This window comes from Jiangella alkaliphila (genome assembly GCF_900105925.1).
Lineage (GTDB): Bacteria > Actinomycetota > Actinomycetes > Jiangellales > Jiangellaceae > Jiangella > Jiangella alkaliphila.
The window spans coordinates 1646279-1662282 of the sequence record NZ_LT629791.1 but is presented as its reverse complement, the minus strand read 5'-3'; the positions used below and the strand labels follow the sequence as shown (position 1 = coordinate 1662282).

The 16004-nt window shown below is 73.3% G+C and carries 18 protein-coding genes; 4 read left to right on the top strand and 14 right to left on the bottom strand.

From position 1 onward, the window contains the following. Positions 1 to 31: 31 nt before the first annotated feature. The 5 genes from BLV05_RS07750 to BLV05_RS07730 form a co-directional block, all read right to left on the bottom strand. The gene (locus BLV05_RS07750) at positions 32 to 697 is read right to left on the bottom strand and encodes a hypothetical protein (protein ID WP_152690659.1); all 666 of its coding nucleotides are present in this window, start codon (positions 695 to 697) and stop codon (positions 32 to 34) included. Positions 698 to 762: 65 nt separating this feature from the next. Beyond that, positions 763 to 1383 (bottom strand): DUF1684 domain-containing protein, encoded by a 621-nt coding sequence (locus tag BLV05_RS07745; RefSeq protein WP_046767921.1) that lies wholly within the window; start codon positions 1381 to 1383, stop codon positions 763 to 765. Next, entirely contained in the window at positions 1380 to 2348 is a 969-nt protein-coding gene (locus tag BLV05_RS07740; protein ID WP_046767999.1) for an ABC transporter substrate-binding protein, read from the bottom strand. The genes BLV05_RS07745 and BLV05_RS07740 overlap by 4 nt, the downstream gene beginning before the upstream one ends. Before the next feature lie 106 nt (positions 2349 to 2454). After that, on the bottom strand, positions 2455 to 3189 hold the full coding sequence (locus BLV05_RS07735) for an ABC transporter permease (RefSeq protein WP_046767920.1): 735 nt from the start codon (positions 3187 to 3189) through the stop codon (positions 2455 to 2457). Then, the gene (locus tag BLV05_RS07730) at positions 3186 to 3890 is read right to left on the bottom strand and encodes an ABC transporter permease (RefSeq protein WP_046767919.1); all 705 of its coding nucleotides are present in this window, start codon (positions 3888 to 3890) and stop codon (positions 3186 to 3188) included. Before BLV05_RS07730 ends, BLV05_RS07735 begins: the two co-directional genes overlap by 4 nt. A 24-nt stretch (positions 3891 to 3914) precedes the next feature. Between BLV05_RS07730 and BLV05_RS07725 the strand changes: the two genes are divergently transcribed. After that, a complete protein-coding gene (locus BLV05_RS07725; protein ID WP_046767918.1) occupies positions 3915 to 5069 on the top strand; it encodes an ABC transporter ATP-binding protein in 1155 nt (384 codons plus the stop codon). A gap of 13 nt (positions 5070 to 5082) precedes the next feature. Here BLV05_RS07725 and BLV05_RS07720 read toward each other — a convergent pair whose 3' ends face one another. Further along, positions 5083 to 5667 carry a hypothetical protein gene (locus BLV05_RS07720; protein WP_046767917.1) on the bottom strand — a complete coding sequence of 195 codons (585 nt, stop codon included), beginning with the start codon at positions 5665 to 5667 and terminating at the stop codon, positions 5083 to 5085. 98 nt (positions 5668 to 5765) lie between these two features. Here BLV05_RS07720 and BLV05_RS07715 point away from each other — a divergent pair, with 98 nt between their 5' ends. Then, positions 5766 to 6620: an alpha/beta fold hydrolase gene (locus BLV05_RS07715; RefSeq protein ID WP_046767916.1), complete on the top strand. Its 855-nt coding sequence runs from the start codon at positions 5766 to 5768 to the stop codon at positions 6618 to 6620. Here BLV05_RS07715 and BLV05_RS07710 read toward each other — a convergent pair. The 6 genes from BLV05_RS07710 to BLV05_RS07685 form a co-directional block, all read right to left on the bottom strand. Then, a complete protein-coding gene (locus BLV05_RS07710) occupies positions 6617 to 7093 on the bottom strand; it encodes a DUF3180 domain-containing protein (RefSeq protein ID WP_052762305.1) in 477 nt (158 codons plus the stop codon). The genes BLV05_RS07715 and BLV05_RS07710 overlap by 4 nt on opposite strands. An 8-nt stretch (positions 7094 to 7101) precedes the next feature. Then, complete coding sequence (gene folK, locus BLV05_RS07705; RefSeq protein WP_046767915.1) at positions 7102 to 7668, bottom strand: 2-amino-4-hydroxy-6-hydroxymethyldihydropteridine diphosphokinase; 567 nt, start codon at positions 7666 to 7668, stop codon at positions 7102 to 7104. Then, positions 7665 to 8027, bottom strand: a complete 363-nt coding sequence (folB, locus tag BLV05_RS07700; RefSeq protein WP_046767914.1) for a dihydroneopterin aldolase — start codon at positions 8025 to 8027, stop codon at positions 7665 to 7667. The genes folK and folB overlap by 4 nt, the downstream gene beginning before the upstream one ends. A 68-nt stretch (positions 8028 to 8095) precedes the next feature. Next, positions 8096 to 8956 (bottom strand): dihydropteroate synthase, encoded by an 861-nt coding sequence (gene folP, locus BLV05_RS07695; RefSeq protein WP_046767913.1) that lies wholly within the window; start codon positions 8954 to 8956, stop codon positions 8096 to 8098. After that, positions 8953 to 10194: a phosphoribosylamine--glycine ligase gene (purD, locus tag BLV05_RS07690; RefSeq protein ID WP_046767912.1), complete on the bottom strand. Its 1242-nt coding sequence runs from the start codon at positions 10192 to 10194 to the stop codon at positions 8953 to 8955. Before purD ends, folP begins: the two co-directional genes overlap by 4 nt. A gap of 11 nt (positions 10195 to 10205) precedes the next feature. Beyond that, positions 10206 to 11108, bottom strand: a complete 903-nt coding sequence (locus BLV05_RS07685) for a TIGR03564 family F420-dependent LLM class oxidoreductase (protein WP_046767911.1) — start codon at positions 11106 to 11108, stop codon at positions 10206 to 10208. 96 nt (positions 11109 to 11204) lie between these two features. Between BLV05_RS07685 and BLV05_RS37590 the strand changes: the two genes are divergently transcribed. After that, on the top strand, positions 11205 to 12017 hold the full coding sequence (locus BLV05_RS37590; RefSeq protein WP_046767910.1) for a LysR family transcriptional regulator: 813 nt from the start codon (positions 11205 to 11207) through the stop codon (positions 12015 to 12017). A 6-nt stretch (positions 12018 to 12023) separates the two neighbouring features. Further along, positions 12024 to 12800 carry a tyrosine-protein phosphatase gene (locus tag BLV05_RS07675; RefSeq protein WP_046767909.1) on the top strand — a complete coding sequence of 259 codons (777 nt, stop codon included), beginning with the start codon at positions 12024 to 12026 and terminating at the stop codon, positions 12798 to 12800. Positions 12801 to 13280: 480 nt separating this feature from the next. On the opposite strand, the gene BLV05_RS07670 is transcribed toward BLV05_RS07675, so the two are convergent. Both BLV05_RS07670 and BLV05_RS07665 read right to left on the bottom strand, forming a co-directional pair. Continuing rightward, positions 13281 to 13871 carry a GNAT family N-acetyltransferase gene (locus BLV05_RS07670; protein ID WP_152690658.1) on the bottom strand — a complete coding sequence of 197 codons (591 nt, stop codon included), beginning with the start codon at positions 13869 to 13871 and terminating at the stop codon, positions 13281 to 13283. 22 nt (positions 13872 to 13893) lie between these two features. Next, a complete protein-coding gene (locus tag BLV05_RS07665) occupies positions 13894 to 15984 on the bottom strand; it encodes an MMPL family transporter (protein WP_046767908.1) in 2091 nt (696 codons plus the stop codon). Between the last annotated feature and the right edge of the window lie 20 nt (positions 15985 to 16004).

Sequence of the window (16004 nt, the reverse complement as noted above, 5' to 3'; positions counted from 1 at the left end):
AAGCCTACCGTGACCGGCATTTCATCACTTGTCAAGCGCAGTCATGATCGGATTCCTGGACGTCGCTGACCAGCCAGGCGCCGCCCTGCTGCGCGAGCTGCACCACGACCGCCGCCTGCCCGCCGCGCCCGTCGGGCACCTCGGCACCGGAGTCGTCCACGTCATAGGTCTCACGAGCGTCGAGGCAGTCCTGGATGGCTGCGATCGGGCCGCTCACCGAGACCACCAACGGCTCGATGCTCATGGTGCCGATGGTGCGCACGCCGTCGGCGGCCATGCGCTCCAGCGACTCCACAACGCGCTGCCGCTGCGGGTCGACGACCAGATCGAGGAACGGCTGGTAGGCGGGGTCCGGGATGGCCAGCGCCTCGAGGTCGGCCCGCCAGTACTCCAGGTAGGCCTCGTAGACGGCGAGGTCGGCCGGCGCCTCGGGCGGCTGCCCGCCGATGTCGAGGGTCCAGTCCTCGCCCTGGTTGGCCGCCTCGCCGGACTCGTCGTCCGGTTCGCCGGTCGTCGTGCCCGACTCGCCCGCCCCGTCGTCCGGCTCGGGCGTCCCGCCTTGGTCGCCGGTCTGGTCAGCGGTCTGGCCGGCGTCGGTGGACGCGGCGAGGCCGGTCGGCTCGTCGCGCTCACCGCCCCCGCAGCCGGACAGCAGCAGGGCCGCGACGGCGCCTCCGGCCAACGCGCGAGCACGCATTCATTCACCTCGGTAGTCGACGTCATGACGGTGCCCGACGGCGAGCGTACCTGTCGCGGTGACGGTCAGTGGGCGGACGGGACCAGCTCGCCGGCCGCGACCTCGACGCCCAGGTTGTTGCCGGGCGGCGCCAGCGGGCAGGTCCAGGCGGGGTCGTAGGCGCAGGACGGGTTGTAGGCGAAGTTGAGGTCGATGACAAGGCCCTCGTGGACCGAGCCGCCGAGGTCGGCGCCCTTGACGGTGTCGAGCAGGTAGCGCCCGCCGCCGTACGTCGCCTGTCCCGCCGACGCGTCCTTGATGGGCACGAACACTCCGCCGCCGTAGGAGTCGAGCCACCACACGTCGAGGTCGCCCATGGGCAGGTGCAGCCGGCCCACCAGCTCGAACGGCACGATGCCGTCGGTGGCGGTCGGCACCTCGAGCCGCTGGGGCTCGACGTCGGGGTCGACCGGCAGCACGAACCGCAGGCCGGCGTCGTACGGGCGGTGCCGCAGCCCCGCGTACCCGTCGCGCCGCTCGGGCGCGACGGGTGACGCGGGATGGCTGCGGACCAGCTCGTCGCGGCCCGCGGCCCACAGCTCGTGGGCCGCCGCCGGGTCCGTCTCGCTCTCGGCCCGCACCCGGGCGTAGAGCGCGTGGACCCGGCGCCGCCAGTCGAGGACGTCGAGTGCGCTGACGGAGGTCAGAGCAGCCCCTGGTCCTCGAGGTAGGCCCGCGCGACGTCGGGCGCCTGCTGCCGCTCGGCGTCGACCTGGGCGTTCATCATCGCGAGGTCGTCGGTGGTGAGCACCTCGGCCAGCTGGTTGAGCACCTCGGCGATGGCCGGGTCACCGGCGGACTCGGTGTTGATGACCGGCACGAGGTTGTCGGCGGCCTGCAGGCCCTGGTCGTCCTCCAGCGTGACCAGGCCGAACTGCTCGAGCGTGCCGTCGGTGGTGCCGACCAGGCCGAGCTGCGCGTCGCCGCGCTGGACCGCCGTCTTCGTCTCGCTGGTGCTGAACCCGGTGGCCAGCGGCGGGTCGACGATGTCGATGCCGTAGACCGACTCCAGCCCCGGCTCGCAGAACGGCCGGTCGGGGCACTCCTCGACCGCCGCCAGCGTGATGGGCTGGCCCAGCGCGCCGAGGTCCGACAGCGTGGTGAGGCCGTTCTCGTCGGCGAACTCCTGGGTGACGGCGAACGCGTTCTGGCTGGCCGCCTCCGCCGGGTCGAGGATGGTCAGCCCGCGCTCCTCGGCCAGCGGCCGCGCCGCGTCGACGGTCTCCTGCGCGTCCGACGTCGCGATGGGCGCGCTGGACGGAGCGTCCGGGCCGTTGATGGCACCGTTGAGGAACTCGGCGAAGGTGGCCAAGTACTCGGGCACGACGTCGATCTCGCCGCTCTCCAGCGCCGGCTCGTAGATCTCGCGTGCGTCGACGGATTGGATGTCGACGGTGTAGCCGGCGTCCTCGAGCAGCGCCGCGTACATCTCCTGCATGATCACCATTTCGGTGAAGTTGGCGCCGCCGACGGTGAGGTCGCCGCCGCCACCACCGTCGGTGGCCGTCGAGTCGCCGTCACCCTCCTCGAACGGGTCGTCGTCGCCGCCGCAGGCTGTCAGCGACAGCGCCAGGCCGGCCGCGGCCGCCAGCACGGTCGCTCGTCTCCGCATGGTCATGACATTCACCGGTGTCACCTTCTGTGTCCCGTGCCGGGGCATCAGGCCCAGCACGCGTGTCCGGCGAGCACCCTCATAGCGCCCGCGTGGAATCAGTCAACTACGCGCCACTGACAACCTCGTCGCCGATCAGCGGCATTCCCGGGTCACGATCCGGTCTCGCCCGGCGCCGCCGCGCCCGGCGCATCGGGTCGACCGCCCGCTGCAGCCACGCCATCAGTCCCTCGATCACCAGTGCCAGCAGCCCGACGATGATCGCACCGCCGATGACCTGCGGCGTGTCTTGGCGGCCGAACCCGCTGGTGATGATGCGTCCGAGGCCCGGGCCGGAGATGACCGCCGCCAACGTCGCCGTCGCCACGATCTGCACCGTCGCCAGGCGGATGCCGCCCATGACCAGCGGGATGGCCAGCGGCAGCTCGACACCGCGCAGCAGTTGGCCGCCGCTCATGCCCATGCCGCGGGCGGCCTCGACGGCGTCGCGGTCGACCTCGCGCATGCCGACGTAGGCGTTGGTGAGGATCGGCGGGATGCCGAACAGCACCAGCGAGATGATCGTCGTCCAGACCGACAGCCCGAGCGGCGTCAGGTAGATCAACGCCAGAATCGCGAACGTGGGCACCGCCCGGCCGATGTTGCTGATGTTGATGGCCAGCGTGCCGCCGCGGCCCAGGTGCCCGAGCCACAGCCCGATCGGCAGCGCGATGGCGCAGGCGATCAGCACCGCCACCCCGCTGATCCAGACGTGCTCCACCAGCCGGGTGCCCACCCCGGCCGGACCCGACCAGTTCTCGCCGTCGAAGAGCCACGACAGGCCGTCCAGCAGCCCGTTCATGCCGTCACCGTCCGGCGCCAGGGTGTGAGCCAGCGTTGCAGCCCGAGTAGCAACGCGTCGGCGATCAGCGCCAGGACCACGCAGAGCACCGACGCCGTCAGCACCTCGGCGTGGAAGTTGCTGCTCAGGCCGCGGTTGATGAGGTTGCCCAGGCCGCCGTGGTTGACGATGAAGCCGACAGTCGTCAGCGCGACGGTCGACACCGTCGCCACCCGCAGCGACGCGAATATCGCTGGTAGCGCCAGCGGCAGCTCCACCTTGCGCAGCAGCCGGAAGCCGTCGTAGCCCATGCCCACGGCAGCCTCGCGGACATCGGCCGGTACGGAGTCCAGTCCGGCCAGGATGCCGCGGACCAGGATCGTCAGCGAGTACAGCACCAGCCCGACCACGACCGTCGTGGTGGAGATGCCGGTGAACGGCAGCAGCAGCGAGAACAACGCCAGTGACGGCAGCGTGTACAGCGCCGTCGACGTGCCGAGGATCGTGCCGCGCAGCCAGCCGAACCGGCGGGCGAGCACGGCCAGCACCAACGCGACGGCGAAGCCGATGACGATGGAGACCACGGTGATGGTGACGTGCTGGACGAGCGCGTCGGTGATGTCCTCACGCCGGGTTCTGACGTACTCGCCACACACCCAGTCGTTGCGTACGAGGCAACTGTCGGTCAGGGTTGCGGTATGAACGGGCCCGAAGAGCGCCATTCCGCTGACGCTACCGAAGAACCGATGATTCGTCTCGACCGCGTCTCCAAGCAGTACCCCGACGGCACCGTCGCGGTGCAGGAGCTGACGCTCGAGGTCCAGCGCGGCGAGCTGGTGGTCCTGGTCGGGCCGTCCGGCTGTGGCAAGACGACCACGATGAAGATGGTCAACCGGCTGGTCGAGCCGACCGGCGGGCGCATCGTCGTCGACGGCGTCGACGTCACCGACGCCGACCCGGTCGCGCTGCGCCGCGGCATCGGCTACGTCATCCAGAACGTCGGGCTGTTCCCGCACCGCAGCATCGAGGAGAACATCGCCGTCGTGCCCGAGCTGGTCGGCTGGAAGCGCTCGCGCCGCCACGAGCGGGCCCGCGAACTGATGGAGCTGGTCGGCCTCGACCCCGCGGTGCACGGCAAGCGGTACCCGCACGAGCTGTCCGGCGGCCAGCGCCAGCGCGTCGGCGTGGCCCGCGCCCTTGCCGTCGACCCTCCCGTCCTTCTCATGGACGAGCCGTTCAGCGCCGTCGACCCCGTGGTCCGCGGGCAGTTGCAGGACGAGTTCCTGCGGCTGCAGGACGACGTCCGCAAGACCATCCTGTTCGTCACGCACGACATCGAGGAGGCGGTCCGGCTGGGCGACCGCATCGCGGTGTTCAAGCAGGGCGGCCTGCTGGAGCAGTTCGACACGCCGGCGGCCATCCTCGGCATCCCGGCGACGGACTTCGTGGCCGACTTCGTGGGCGCCGACCGCGGCCTCAAGCGGCTCTCCGTCACCGCCATCACGCCGGCCGACCTCGAGCACCCGCCGGTGGTCCGCGTCGACGACGACCTCGCCAAGGCCGCCGCCGCCCTGGGTGACGGGCGGTGGGCGGTCGTGCTCGACGGCGACGGCGGCCTGGCCGGTTGGGTGGGCCACGACATGCTGAAGGGCGCCGGGACCGTGCGCGACCACGCGCGGCGCATGGAGGCGTGGGTGCAGCTCGACGACTCGCTCAAGGTGGCGTTCGCGGAGATGCTGCAATGGAACGCCGGCTGGATCGCCGTCCTCGACGACGCCGACCGCTACGTGGGCGTGCTGACCCCGGCGACGCTGCACACGGCGCTGCGCCGGTCCGTCGAGGCCGAGGCCAATGACGTCGCCCGTGCCGAGGTGGTGCTCGAGACGGTGCAGAACGCCTGACGGTACCGCCGGCTCAGGCGCTGCGCTCCTGGCGCGGCGCCGGGGCGGACTTCTTCGTGCGGTCGGCCTCGGGCAGCAGCTCGGTGTTCTTGTCCTCCCACTTGATGAGGTCGACCACCGTCGGGGCCTCGGAGAGGTCTGGCCACAGGTCGTTCCACTCGGCGCCCTCGGCCAGCCGGGCCAGCTCGACGCTCGGGGTGGACGCACCCGGGCGGGCGCTGCGCGCCGCCGCGATCTCGGCCTCCAGCAGGTCCAGCTTGGACCGCATGACGTCGATGCGCTCGGACGCGACGTCGAGCAGGCCGACCATGTGGTCGGTGAACTCGCGGTGCTCCTCGCTGTAGCGGGCGTGCGCCTCGGAGTACTCCGCCGCCTGCTCGGCGCGGACCGTGGCCACCTCGACCCGCAGCCGTCGCTCCAGCCGGAGCACGAACCCACCCAGCACCGCCGCCGCGACGGCGCCAACGGCGGCCGCGATGCGCGGCCACGGCCCCTCGAGGACCAGGGCGCCTACCGTCAGCACGATCGCCGTCGCAGGCGCGGCGACGGCGAGCAGACGAACAGCGGTGAGACGGCGGCGGTGTCGAACGGAGGCCATGGGCGTCACCGTACCTTCTTGTACGGCGCGAATCGGACTTCACACGCCGCGCCACACCGGGAACTTCCGTCCCGCTTTCACCATGGCAGGCTGGGCCGATGCCGACCGTGCGCGCCAACGGTGCCGACCTCGCCTACGACGACACCGGGGCCGGGCCCGTGGTGGTGCTCGTGCACGGCGGCCTGACCGACCGGCGCATGTGGGACCACCAGTTCGCCGCTCTCGCCGAGCGGCACCGGGTGGTGCGCTACGACCGTCGCGGGTACGGCGAGTCCGGCCCGGCCGCCGGGGACGTCGCCCACCACGCCGACCTGCTCGCGCTGCTGGACGCGCTCGGCATCGAGCGGGCGGCGCTGGCCGGCTCCTCGATGGGCGGCGCGTACGCCCTCGACGTCGCGTTGGCGGCGCCGGAGCGGGTGACGTCGCTGGCGCTGATCGCGTCGGGGCTGTCCGGACACGAGTGGCCGCCGGAGATGGGCGCCCTCGCCCGTGAGCGGATCCTGGCCGTGCTGCCGGCCGACCGGCTGCAGGCCTACCGCGAGCACACGGCCGCGACGGTCGACCCGGCGGACGTCGCCGCGATGGCCGAGGTACAGCTGCGGCTCAGCGCCGTCGGGCCGGGACGGGAGCCGTCCGACCTCGACCCGGACGTGTGGAAACACATGCTCCGCATGTGCCGGCTGGTGTTCGAGCGTGACTGGACCGGGCCGGCGCACACCGAGTTGGCGGCCGACCCGCCAGCGAAGGGGCGGCTGGCCGACGTCACGCAGCCGACGCTGGTCGTCAACGGCCGCGCCGACCTGCCGTACATCCAGGACGTGTCCGGCCTGCTCGCCGACGGCATCGCGGGCGCGCGCCGGATCGACCTCGACGACACCGGCCACCTGCCGCCGGTCGAGCGCCCGGCCGAGGTGACGGCGTTGCTGACGCGGTTCCTGGCGCGCGCCGGCTAAGCCGGGTAGGCTCCGCCGTTCTCGTCCTCAGGAGGCGGCGGGACCTCGCCGGCGCGTTCGAGGCGGACGGCGGCGATCGTCAGGACGACCGAGGCCGCGACGACGACGGCGGAGAGGATCGCGCGGTTGCGGCCCATCGGCGAGTCCAGCACGCCCAGGGCCAGCGCCCCGAGCCCCGCGTAGACGCCGACCAGGAGGGCGCCGAAGTAGGCCGACGCCTTCGCCAGGGCGACCGAGCGGGCCACCCGGAGCGCGTCGATGCGGCTGTCGAAGCGCCGCTCGGTGATCCAGCCGCGCACCGCCCGGGCACCGGCGAGCATGCCGATGGCCAGGAAGAGCAGCAGCAGCGGCAGTACCCACGGGATCGGCGGGAGCGCGCCCGACACGGCGTCGACCACCCGGCCGATCGACCAGCCGATCGGGACCGCCACCAGGGCGACCCAGATCAGCGATCCGATCTTCGTCCTCTGCACCGCGGGCGTCAGGCCGGGATCTCGAGCGACTCCTCCAACCGCCGCACGCCGGTGGCGTCGACGGCGGAGCTGAGCTCGAGGACGCGGCCCATGCCGGGCACGCTGAACTCGGGGTCGACGTCGGCCCACGGGACGAGCACGAAGGCCCGTTCGGCCAGCCGCGGGTGCGGCACGCGCAGATCGTCGTCGTCGGACGTGACGTCGCCGACGGCGAGCACGTCGATGTCGAGCGTGCGGGGAGCGTTCGGCTCGCCGCGGGTGCGGCCGTAGGCGGTCTCGGTCGACTGCGCCCGCTCCATCAGCGAGCGCGGCGACAGCGTGGTGTCGACGACGAGGACGGCGTTGAGGAACTTCGGCGACCCGTCGGGGGTGTCGACCGGCTCGGACTCGTACACCGGCGACACCGCGACCGGCACGATCTCGGAGGAGTCGGTGAGGGTGTCGACGGCCGCCTGGAGGAAGTCGAGCCGGTCGCCCAGGTTGCTTCCCAGTGCGAACGCCGTACGGCGCAGAGGACGCAGGTCACCGGTCAGCGTGTCGGCGTCGACGACGTTGGGGTTGGGGACATTGGTCACGTTCGGGCCCTTCGAATCGTCACGGTCACGTCGTCGAAAGGCACCGTCATCGGCGCCTCCGGCTTGTGCACGGTCACTTCCGCCGCCTCAACCCTGGGATCGTCCAGGCAGAGGTCCGCGATGCGCTGGGCGAGCGTCTCGACCAGTCTGACCGGCTCCCCCGAGACGAGGCCGACCACCCGCTGAGCAAGACTGCCATAGTCCACGGTGTCGGTCAGGTCGTCGCTGCCAGCCGCCGCACGGGTATCGACGCTCAACGCGAGGTCGACGCGGAACAGCTGGCCGTTCGCCCGTTCGTGGTCGAACCAGCCATGGTTTCCGCGCGCGGTCAGGCCGCGCAGCTCGATACGGTCAGGCACGGCACGACACTAGTCGCCCGCCCCGGCGCACCGCCTCCCCGCCCGGGGTGGGATTCCCCACGACGGTGTCACCCTCGCGCCAGCCGGGCCGCCACCCGCACCGCGTCGAGCGTCGCGGGGACGGTGTGCACCCGGACGCACCAGGCGCCGGCCAGCGCGATGGTGGTCGACAGCGCGTCGGTGGCGGCGTCGCGGCCGGCCGGCGGACGTCGCTCACCGGTCGACGGATCGGCCAGCAGCTCGCCCAGGAACGTCTTGCGCGACGCGGCGACGAGCACCGGCAGCCCCAGCCCGTTCAGCTCGCCCAGCCGAGCCAGCAGCGTCCAGTTGTGGTCCCACGTCTTGGCGAACCCGAGCCCGGGGTCGACGGCGATGTGTTCCGGCCGCACGCCGGCGTCCAGGGCGGCGTCGACGCGCGGGCGCAGTTCGGCCAGCACGTCGGCGACGACGTCGGTGTAGACCGCCTGCTCCTGCATGTGGTCGGAGTGCCCGCGCCAGTGCATCAGCACGACCGGCACGCCCGCGTCAGCGACGACCCGCAGCATGCCGGGGTCGGCCAGCCCGCCGGACACGTCGTTGACCAGCCGCGCGCCGGCCTCCAGCGCGGGCGCGGCCACCTCCGCGCGCATGGTGTCGACGGAGACGACCGCGCCCGCGGCGGCGAGCTCGCGGATGACCGGCAGCACCCGGCGCCGCTCCTCGTCCGGCGACGGACGCGCGGCGCCGGGCCGGGTCGACTCACCGCCGACGTCGACGAGGTCGGCGCCCTGCTCGATCAGCTGGAGTCCGTGCTCGATCGCGTCGCCGGGCTCGAACCAGAAGCCGCCGTCGGAGAACGAGTCGGGCGTCACGTTCACGACGCCCATCACGAGCGTGCGCGGCGGCTGCGGCAGCCCCGCGACGTAGCGCGCCGGACGTCCCGCCCTCATCGGGGCCGCAACGCGATGTCGGTGCGGTAGTGGCTCCCGTCGAGGGTGATGTGCCCGGCCGCCTCGTACGCGCGGGCTCGTGCCTCGTCGATGTCCTCGCCCGTCGCGGTGACCGACAGCACGCGGCCGCCGCTGGACACCACGGTGCCGTCGGGAGCCAGCCGGGTGCCGGCGTGCAGCACCTCGACGCCCTTGACGGCGCCCGCCTCGGCCAGCCCGCCGATCGGGTCGCCGGTGCGCGGCGCCGCCGGGTAGCCGTTCGCGGCGATGACGACGGTGACCGCGGCGCCGTCCTGCCACACCGGCTCGGGGTGCTGCGCGAGCCCGCCGGTCGCCGCGGCGCGCAGCAGCCCGCCGAGCCCGGACCGCAGCCGGGCCAGCACGGCCTGCGTCTCGGGGTCGCCGAACCGGGCGTTGAACTCGACCACGCGCACGCCGCGCGAGGTCAGCGCGAGCCCGGCGTACAGGAGTCCGGCGAACGGGATGCCGCGGCGCAGCATCTCGTCGATGGTCGGCTGGACGACGCGCGCCATGACGTCGCCGACGAGGTCGTCCGGCGCCCACGGCAGCGGGGTGTAGGCGCCCATGCCGCCGGTGTTGGGGCCCTCGTCGCCGTCGTAGGCGCGCTTGAAGTCCTGTGCCGGGGTGAGCGGGACCGCGACCCGGCCGTCGGTGACGCAGAACAGCGACACCTCCGGCCCGTCGAGGTACTCCTCGATGACGACGCGGCCGCAGGCCACGGCGTGCTCCAGCGCGGCCGCGCGGTCGTCGGTGACGACGACCCCCTTGCCGGCGGCCAGCCCGTCGTCCTTGACGACGTACGGCGCGCCGAAGCGGTCCAGCGCGGCCTCGGCCTCGGCCCGGGTCTCGCAGACCACGGCCATGGCGGTGGGCACCTCGGCCGCGGCCATGACGTCCTTCGCGAAGGCCTTCGACCCCTCCAGCTTGGCCGCCCGCCCGGACGGCCCGAAGCAGGCGATGCCGCGCGCCTTCACGGCGTCGGTGACGCCCGCGACCAGCGGCACCTCCGGACCCACCACGACGAGGTCGGTGCCCAGCCGGGCGGCGAGGTCGGCCACCGCCTCGGGCTGGTCGGCGACGACGGAGTGGACGGCGACGTCGGCGGCGATGCCCGCGTTGCCCGGCGCGGCGTGCACCTCGGAGACCTCGGGATCGCGCAGCAGGCAGCGCACCAGGGCGTGCTCGCGCGCACCGGAACCGATGACGAGTACCTTCACGGACGCCGACCCTATCGGGCCAGTCGCGCCGCCACCTCCACCGTCCGGATCTGGTCGGCGTCGGGCCCGACCGGGATGACCTGCACCTCACCGGCGCCCGCGTCGACCAGCCGCCGCAGCTCCCGTGCGACCGTCTCCTCGTCGCCGGCGATCACGGTGTCGGCCGGCGTCCTGGCCCGCTCGCGGTCGAGCTGGCGCCGGTAGCTCGGCAGGCCGGCGGCGGCGCCGTAGCGCTCGTCCACCCAGCTGCGCGTGCCGTCGGGGTCGGCGGTGACGCTGACGCAGCAGCCCGCGATCACCACGGGCACGGCCCGGCCCGCTGCCTTCGCGGCGTCGGTGAGCACCGGCACGATGTGCTCGCCGATGGAACGGGGTCCGGCCCAGGTCGTCAACGTGCCGTCGGCCAGCTCGCCGGTGAGCCGCAGCATCGCCGGCCCGAGCGCGGAGAGGAACACCGGCGGCGCGGCAGCTCCGGCCACGGCGACCTGGCCGGCCGCCGTCAGCTGCTCGCCCCGGTAGGCGACCGGCTCGCCGCGCAGGAGTGGACGCAACGCGGACAGGTACTCGCGCAGGTGCCGCACCGGCGCCTCGTAGGAATAGCCGTACTGCGCCTCGACGGCCGGTCCCGGTCCCGGGCCGACGCCGAGCAGCAGGCGGCCACCGGTCACGGCCTGTGCCGACAGCGCCTGCGCGGCCAGCGTCAGCGGGTGCCTCGGGTAGCTGCGGACGATCGACGTGCCGAGCCCGACCTCCGGAACAGCCGCGCCGACCGCCGCCAGAACCGTCAACGGATCCCAGCCGCCGCGTTCGCTGAGCCACACCGACGAGTAGCCGGACCGGGCCGCCGTCGCCGCCAGCTCGGTGATCTGCGTCAGCGTCCGGCCCTCGTCCTCCAGCCAGAGTCCTACGCGCATGTCAGTTCTCCCTTCCGTCGCTTCCCCGAGTCAAGGCGCGGGAACGCGGGCGACCAAGGCGCGGTTGTTCTCTGCAGCGATCACGCTTGGTGATCGATCGACCCGAGGGAGAGCCAGCAGGTCGGCCGGCTGGAGCGGGAGCTGGGCGTGCGGCTGTTCGATCGCACGTCACGACGGGTCCAGCTCACCGCCGACGGCATGCGGATGCTCGACGAGGCGCGATCCGTGCTGGCCGCGGCCGACAACGCCACCGCCGTCGCCGCCGGGCTGTCCGGCCGGCCGGCGGACGTGATCCGCGTCGGCACCGCTCCCGGCCTGGACCGGCGGCTGCGCCACGCCCTCGACGCCCTGCGCCGCGACGAACCGGGCCTGACCATCGAGATCGACTATCGCCCGACGGCGGACCAGCTGGAGGCGCTGCGCCGCGGAACGCTCGACCTGTGCCTGGTCCGCGGTGTCCCGTCGAGCCCGGGCCTGGACACCATCGAGCTGTGGCGCACGCCCGTCCACGTCGCGCTGCCGGCCGGCCACCCGGCGGCGGCCGGCCAGGACGGCGTCCGGCTCGAGCAGCTGGCCGGCCTGCCCGCCCGGCTGCCGGTCCACGGCTGCGACTCACTCCTGCTCGACGTCGTGCTCGGCGCGTGCCGCTCCGCCGGGTTCGAGCCGTTGCCCGGCCGGTCGGCCGGCGCGGTGGAGCACACACTGATCGAAGTGGGTTCCGGGCCTGCGACCTGGGCCGCGCTGTACGCGGACCTGCTTCCGGACGAGCCGGTCGCGGGCGTGGCCGTCCGCCCGCTCGACCCGGCGCTGACCGTGCCCGGCTCGGTCGTGGTGGCCGCGTCGGCCGCGCCCGGCCATGTCCACCGTCTGGTCGGCGTGCTGGACGAGCACAGCGATCGGTTAGCGTGACAGGCGATGAGCGAACGATGGATCGACCTCGTCGGCGCGGTCAATGTCCGCGACCTCGGCGGGCTACCCACCACTGACGGTCGCGTCACCCGGTTCGGCCAGGTGCTGCGCTCTGACAACCTGCAGGACCTCATCGACGACGACATCGACCGGCTCACCGGCGAGCACGGCCTGCGCGACGTCGTCGACCTGCGCACGACCCACGAGGTCACCTCCGAGGGTCCGGGTCCGCTGACCCGCGTGCCCGACGTCACCGTCCACCACCTGTCGCTCTACCCCGAGGTCGGCCACGCCACCGACGTCGAGGCCGACAGCGTGCTGCCGTGGACCGGCAAGGACGGCGACGACGCCATCTGGGTGAACTCCGGCGTCTACTACACCAACTACCTGCGGCACCGGCCCGGCAACGTCGTGGCCGCGCTGCGCACCATGACGACGTCCGACGGGTCCACGCTGGTGCACTGCGCGGCGGGCAAGGACCGCACCGGCGTCGTGTGCGCGCTGGCCCTCTCGGTCGTCGGTGTCGACCGGCAGGCCGTCGTCGACGACTACGTCCAGACCGGCGAGCGCATCGACGCCATCATGAGCCGGCTCAAGGCGACGGCCACCTACGCCGCCGATCTCGAGGGCCGGCCCAACCACGAGAACCTGCCCCGCGCCGAGTCGATGGACACGTTCCTCGACTTCGTCGACACCGAGTTCGGCGGTCCCACCGGCTGGCTCCAGCTGCACGGCTGGACCGCCGACGAGACCGCCGCGCTGCGCGCCCGCCTGGTCGGCTGACCCGGCTCAGCCGAGGGCGGCGCTCACCGCGTTCCCCGGGGCGTTCGCTGAGTTGGCCGACCCCATCTGCCCATAGTCTTTGCCGCGGCACAAGGCGCTATCAGCGCGACGGGGGAAGAGCGGGCACAGCCCGCACGATCAGTACGCCCGACTTGCGCCGTTCGCGGGAACTCATCCAGTCAGCCTCGATCCCGGCGCTCTGCCTCGACCCCAACGGTCGTCCTCGATGGCAAAACACGTCCTCGAGTCCCACAGAGGACGGTCACCGACATCGAGGACGACCGCCCCCATCGACGACGGCGACCTCACGCGTCACTGGTACACCTCACCCGCTGCAGGACCGCACCCGGCACCGATCCGGCCACCAAACGGTCCGCACGCGAGTGAGGTACTCGCTACGCGAGTGCAAACCGTCGCCCCCCGGTCCCCTGATAGCGCCCGGGGCCGCGAGGGTGCGGGTCAAGTCCAAGCTCCGCAGCCTCACTCAGGACCGGCCAAGGCCGCCGCCAGCCGGTCGCGCACGGCCGGCCACTCGGCGCTGAGGATCGAGTAGTAGACGGTGTCGCGCCGGCTGCCGTCGGGGCGGCGCATGTGGTGGCGCAGCACGCCCTCGCGCACCGCGCCCAGCCGCTCGATGGCGCGCTGCGACCGGACGTTGCGGTGGTCGGTCTTCAACGCGACCCGCTCCAGCCCCAGGGTCTCGAACGCGTGCCCGATGACCAGCAGCTTCGTCGCCGTGTTGACCTCGGTGCGCCACCAGGCCGGCCCGATCCAGGTCGAGCCCACCTCGACCCGCTCGTTCGCCTCGTCGATGTCGAGGTACGACGTCGACCCGACGACCCGGCCGTCGGCGCGGCGCCGGATCGCCCAGGCGGCGACGTCGCCACGCGCGACCGCCGCCAGCGTCCGTTCCAGCGGGTCGACCAGCCCGGACGGGCCGGGCCGCCAGCTGTACACCCAGCGGAACAGCTCGTCGGGCTCGGACACGGCGGCGGTCAGCTCGTCCAGATGTCCGGACGTCAGCGGCTCCAGCTCGATCCACGGATTGGCCAGCGGCACGGCGGCGATCACCGGTCCATCATCGCCGACCGCCTCAGGCCTCGCTCAGCCCGACCCGCGCGTGCAGCCGGCGCAGCAGCGGCGGCGCGTACCAAGCGTGCCGTCCGAGCAGCCGCATTGAGGCCGGCACGAGGACCCCGCGGACCACCGTCGCGTCCAGCAGGATGGCCAACCCGCAGCCCAGACCGAACAACTGCAGGAAGCTGACCTGCCCGGTAACGAACGCGAAGAACGAGACCGCGAGCAGCGCCGCGGCCGTCGTCACGATGCGGCCGGTGCGGGCCAGCCCGGTGACGGTGGCGTCGTGGACGCTGGCGCCCGCCTCGACCTGCTCGCGGATGCGGCTCATGACGAACACCTCGTAGTCCATCGAGAGCCCGAACACGATGCAGAACAGCAGCAGGATCATCGCGGTGTTCAGTGGCGCCGCCGTGAAGCCGAGCACCGACGACAGCGCGCCCTCCTGGAAGATCATCACCAGCACGCCGAACGTCGCGGCCAGCACGAGCACGTTCGACAGCAGCGCCCGGATCGGCTGCACGACGCTGCCGGTGAACAGGAACAGGATCACGAACGTCGTCACCACGATCATCCCGGCGGCCACCGGCAGCCCGCCGCCGATCGCGTCCAGGGTGTCGACCAGTTGCGCGCTCGCGCCGCCGACCAGCGCGTCCACCCCGTCCGGCGGCGGCACCGCACGGACGTCGCGGACGAGGTCGCGGGCGGCCCCCGACGTCGGGTCGGCAGCGGTGACGACGGCCAGCAGCGCGTGCTCGGGGCCGGGCATGGCCACGTCGACCCGCTCGACGCCGGGCAGCTCGGACAGCCGGGCCGAGTACGCGGACAGCGCCGCGTCGTCGACCGGCCCGGTGGTCACCACGTCGAGCGCCGTGGCCTCGCCGGCCGGGAAGTCGTCGCGCAGCGCGTCGCCGACCTGCCGGCTGTCGGCCGACGTCGGCAGCACGCGGTCGTCCGGCATCCCGAACGTGACGCCGAGCACCGGCGCGGCCAGCGCCAGCAGCACTCCGGCCACCGGCAGCACGGCGAGAGCGGGACGGCGCATGACCCCGGCCGCGAGCCGGCCCCAGAACGGCGCCTCGGCGCTGCGGGCACCCCGGGTCCACGGCACCCGTCCGGCGTCGACGCGGCGGCCCAGCACGGCGAGCAGCGCGGGGAGCACCGTCAGGACGGCGACGACGGAGATCAGCACGACACCGATGCCCGCGTAGGCGAACGAGCGCAGGAAGTACATCGGGAACACCAGCAGCGCGGCCAGCGCCGCCGCGACCGCCAGCCCGCTGAACACGACCGCCCGCCCCGCGGTGCGCACCGTCCGCACGACCGCGGCCTCGACGTCGCCGTCGTGCGCCAGCTCCTCGCGGAACCGGCCGACCACCAGCAGCGCGTAGTCGATGGCCAGGCCCAGGCCGAGCGCCGTCGTCAGGTTGATCGCGAACACCGAGACGTCGGTGTTGGCCCCCAGCACGGCCAGCTCGGCGAACGTCCCAACGATCGCCACCGCGCCGATGGCCAGCGGCAGCAGCGCCGCGACGATGCTGCCGAACGCGAACACCAGCAGCACGAGGATGAGCGGGACGGCGATCGCCTCGGCCACCAGCAGGTCGGCGCCGACCTGCTCGACCACCTCGTCCTCGGCGACGGCCGGGCCGCCGGCGACGACCGTCAGGCCGTCCTGCTCGCCGCGGTACTCGTCGGCGACCGCCGCGGCGTCGTCGGAGTCCGGGTCGGCCAGCGTCACCAGCACCAGCGCCTGCGTCCCGTCCGCCGACCGCAGCGACGGCGCGCCGGTCGTCCAGTAGGACCGCGCGTCGGCGACGCCCGGCTCGGCCGCGAGCCGCTCCGTCAGCACCAGGCCGGCGGGCTCGGCGTCGTCGACGGTGCCGGACCCGGCGGTGGCCACCAGCACCAGGTCGGCCTGGCCGCCGGCGGCCGCCATCAGCTCGTCGGCCGCGACGGACTCGGCCGCGGGGTCGGTGAAGCCTTCCGACTGCAGCTGCCCGAACGCGCCCGCGCCGACGACGCCGGCCGCCACGAGGACGACGGCGGCGACCGCGAGAACGGCCCGGGCACGGCGTACGACGAAGGCCGCGAGATGGTCGAGCATGAGCGTTCCTCACCTGATGT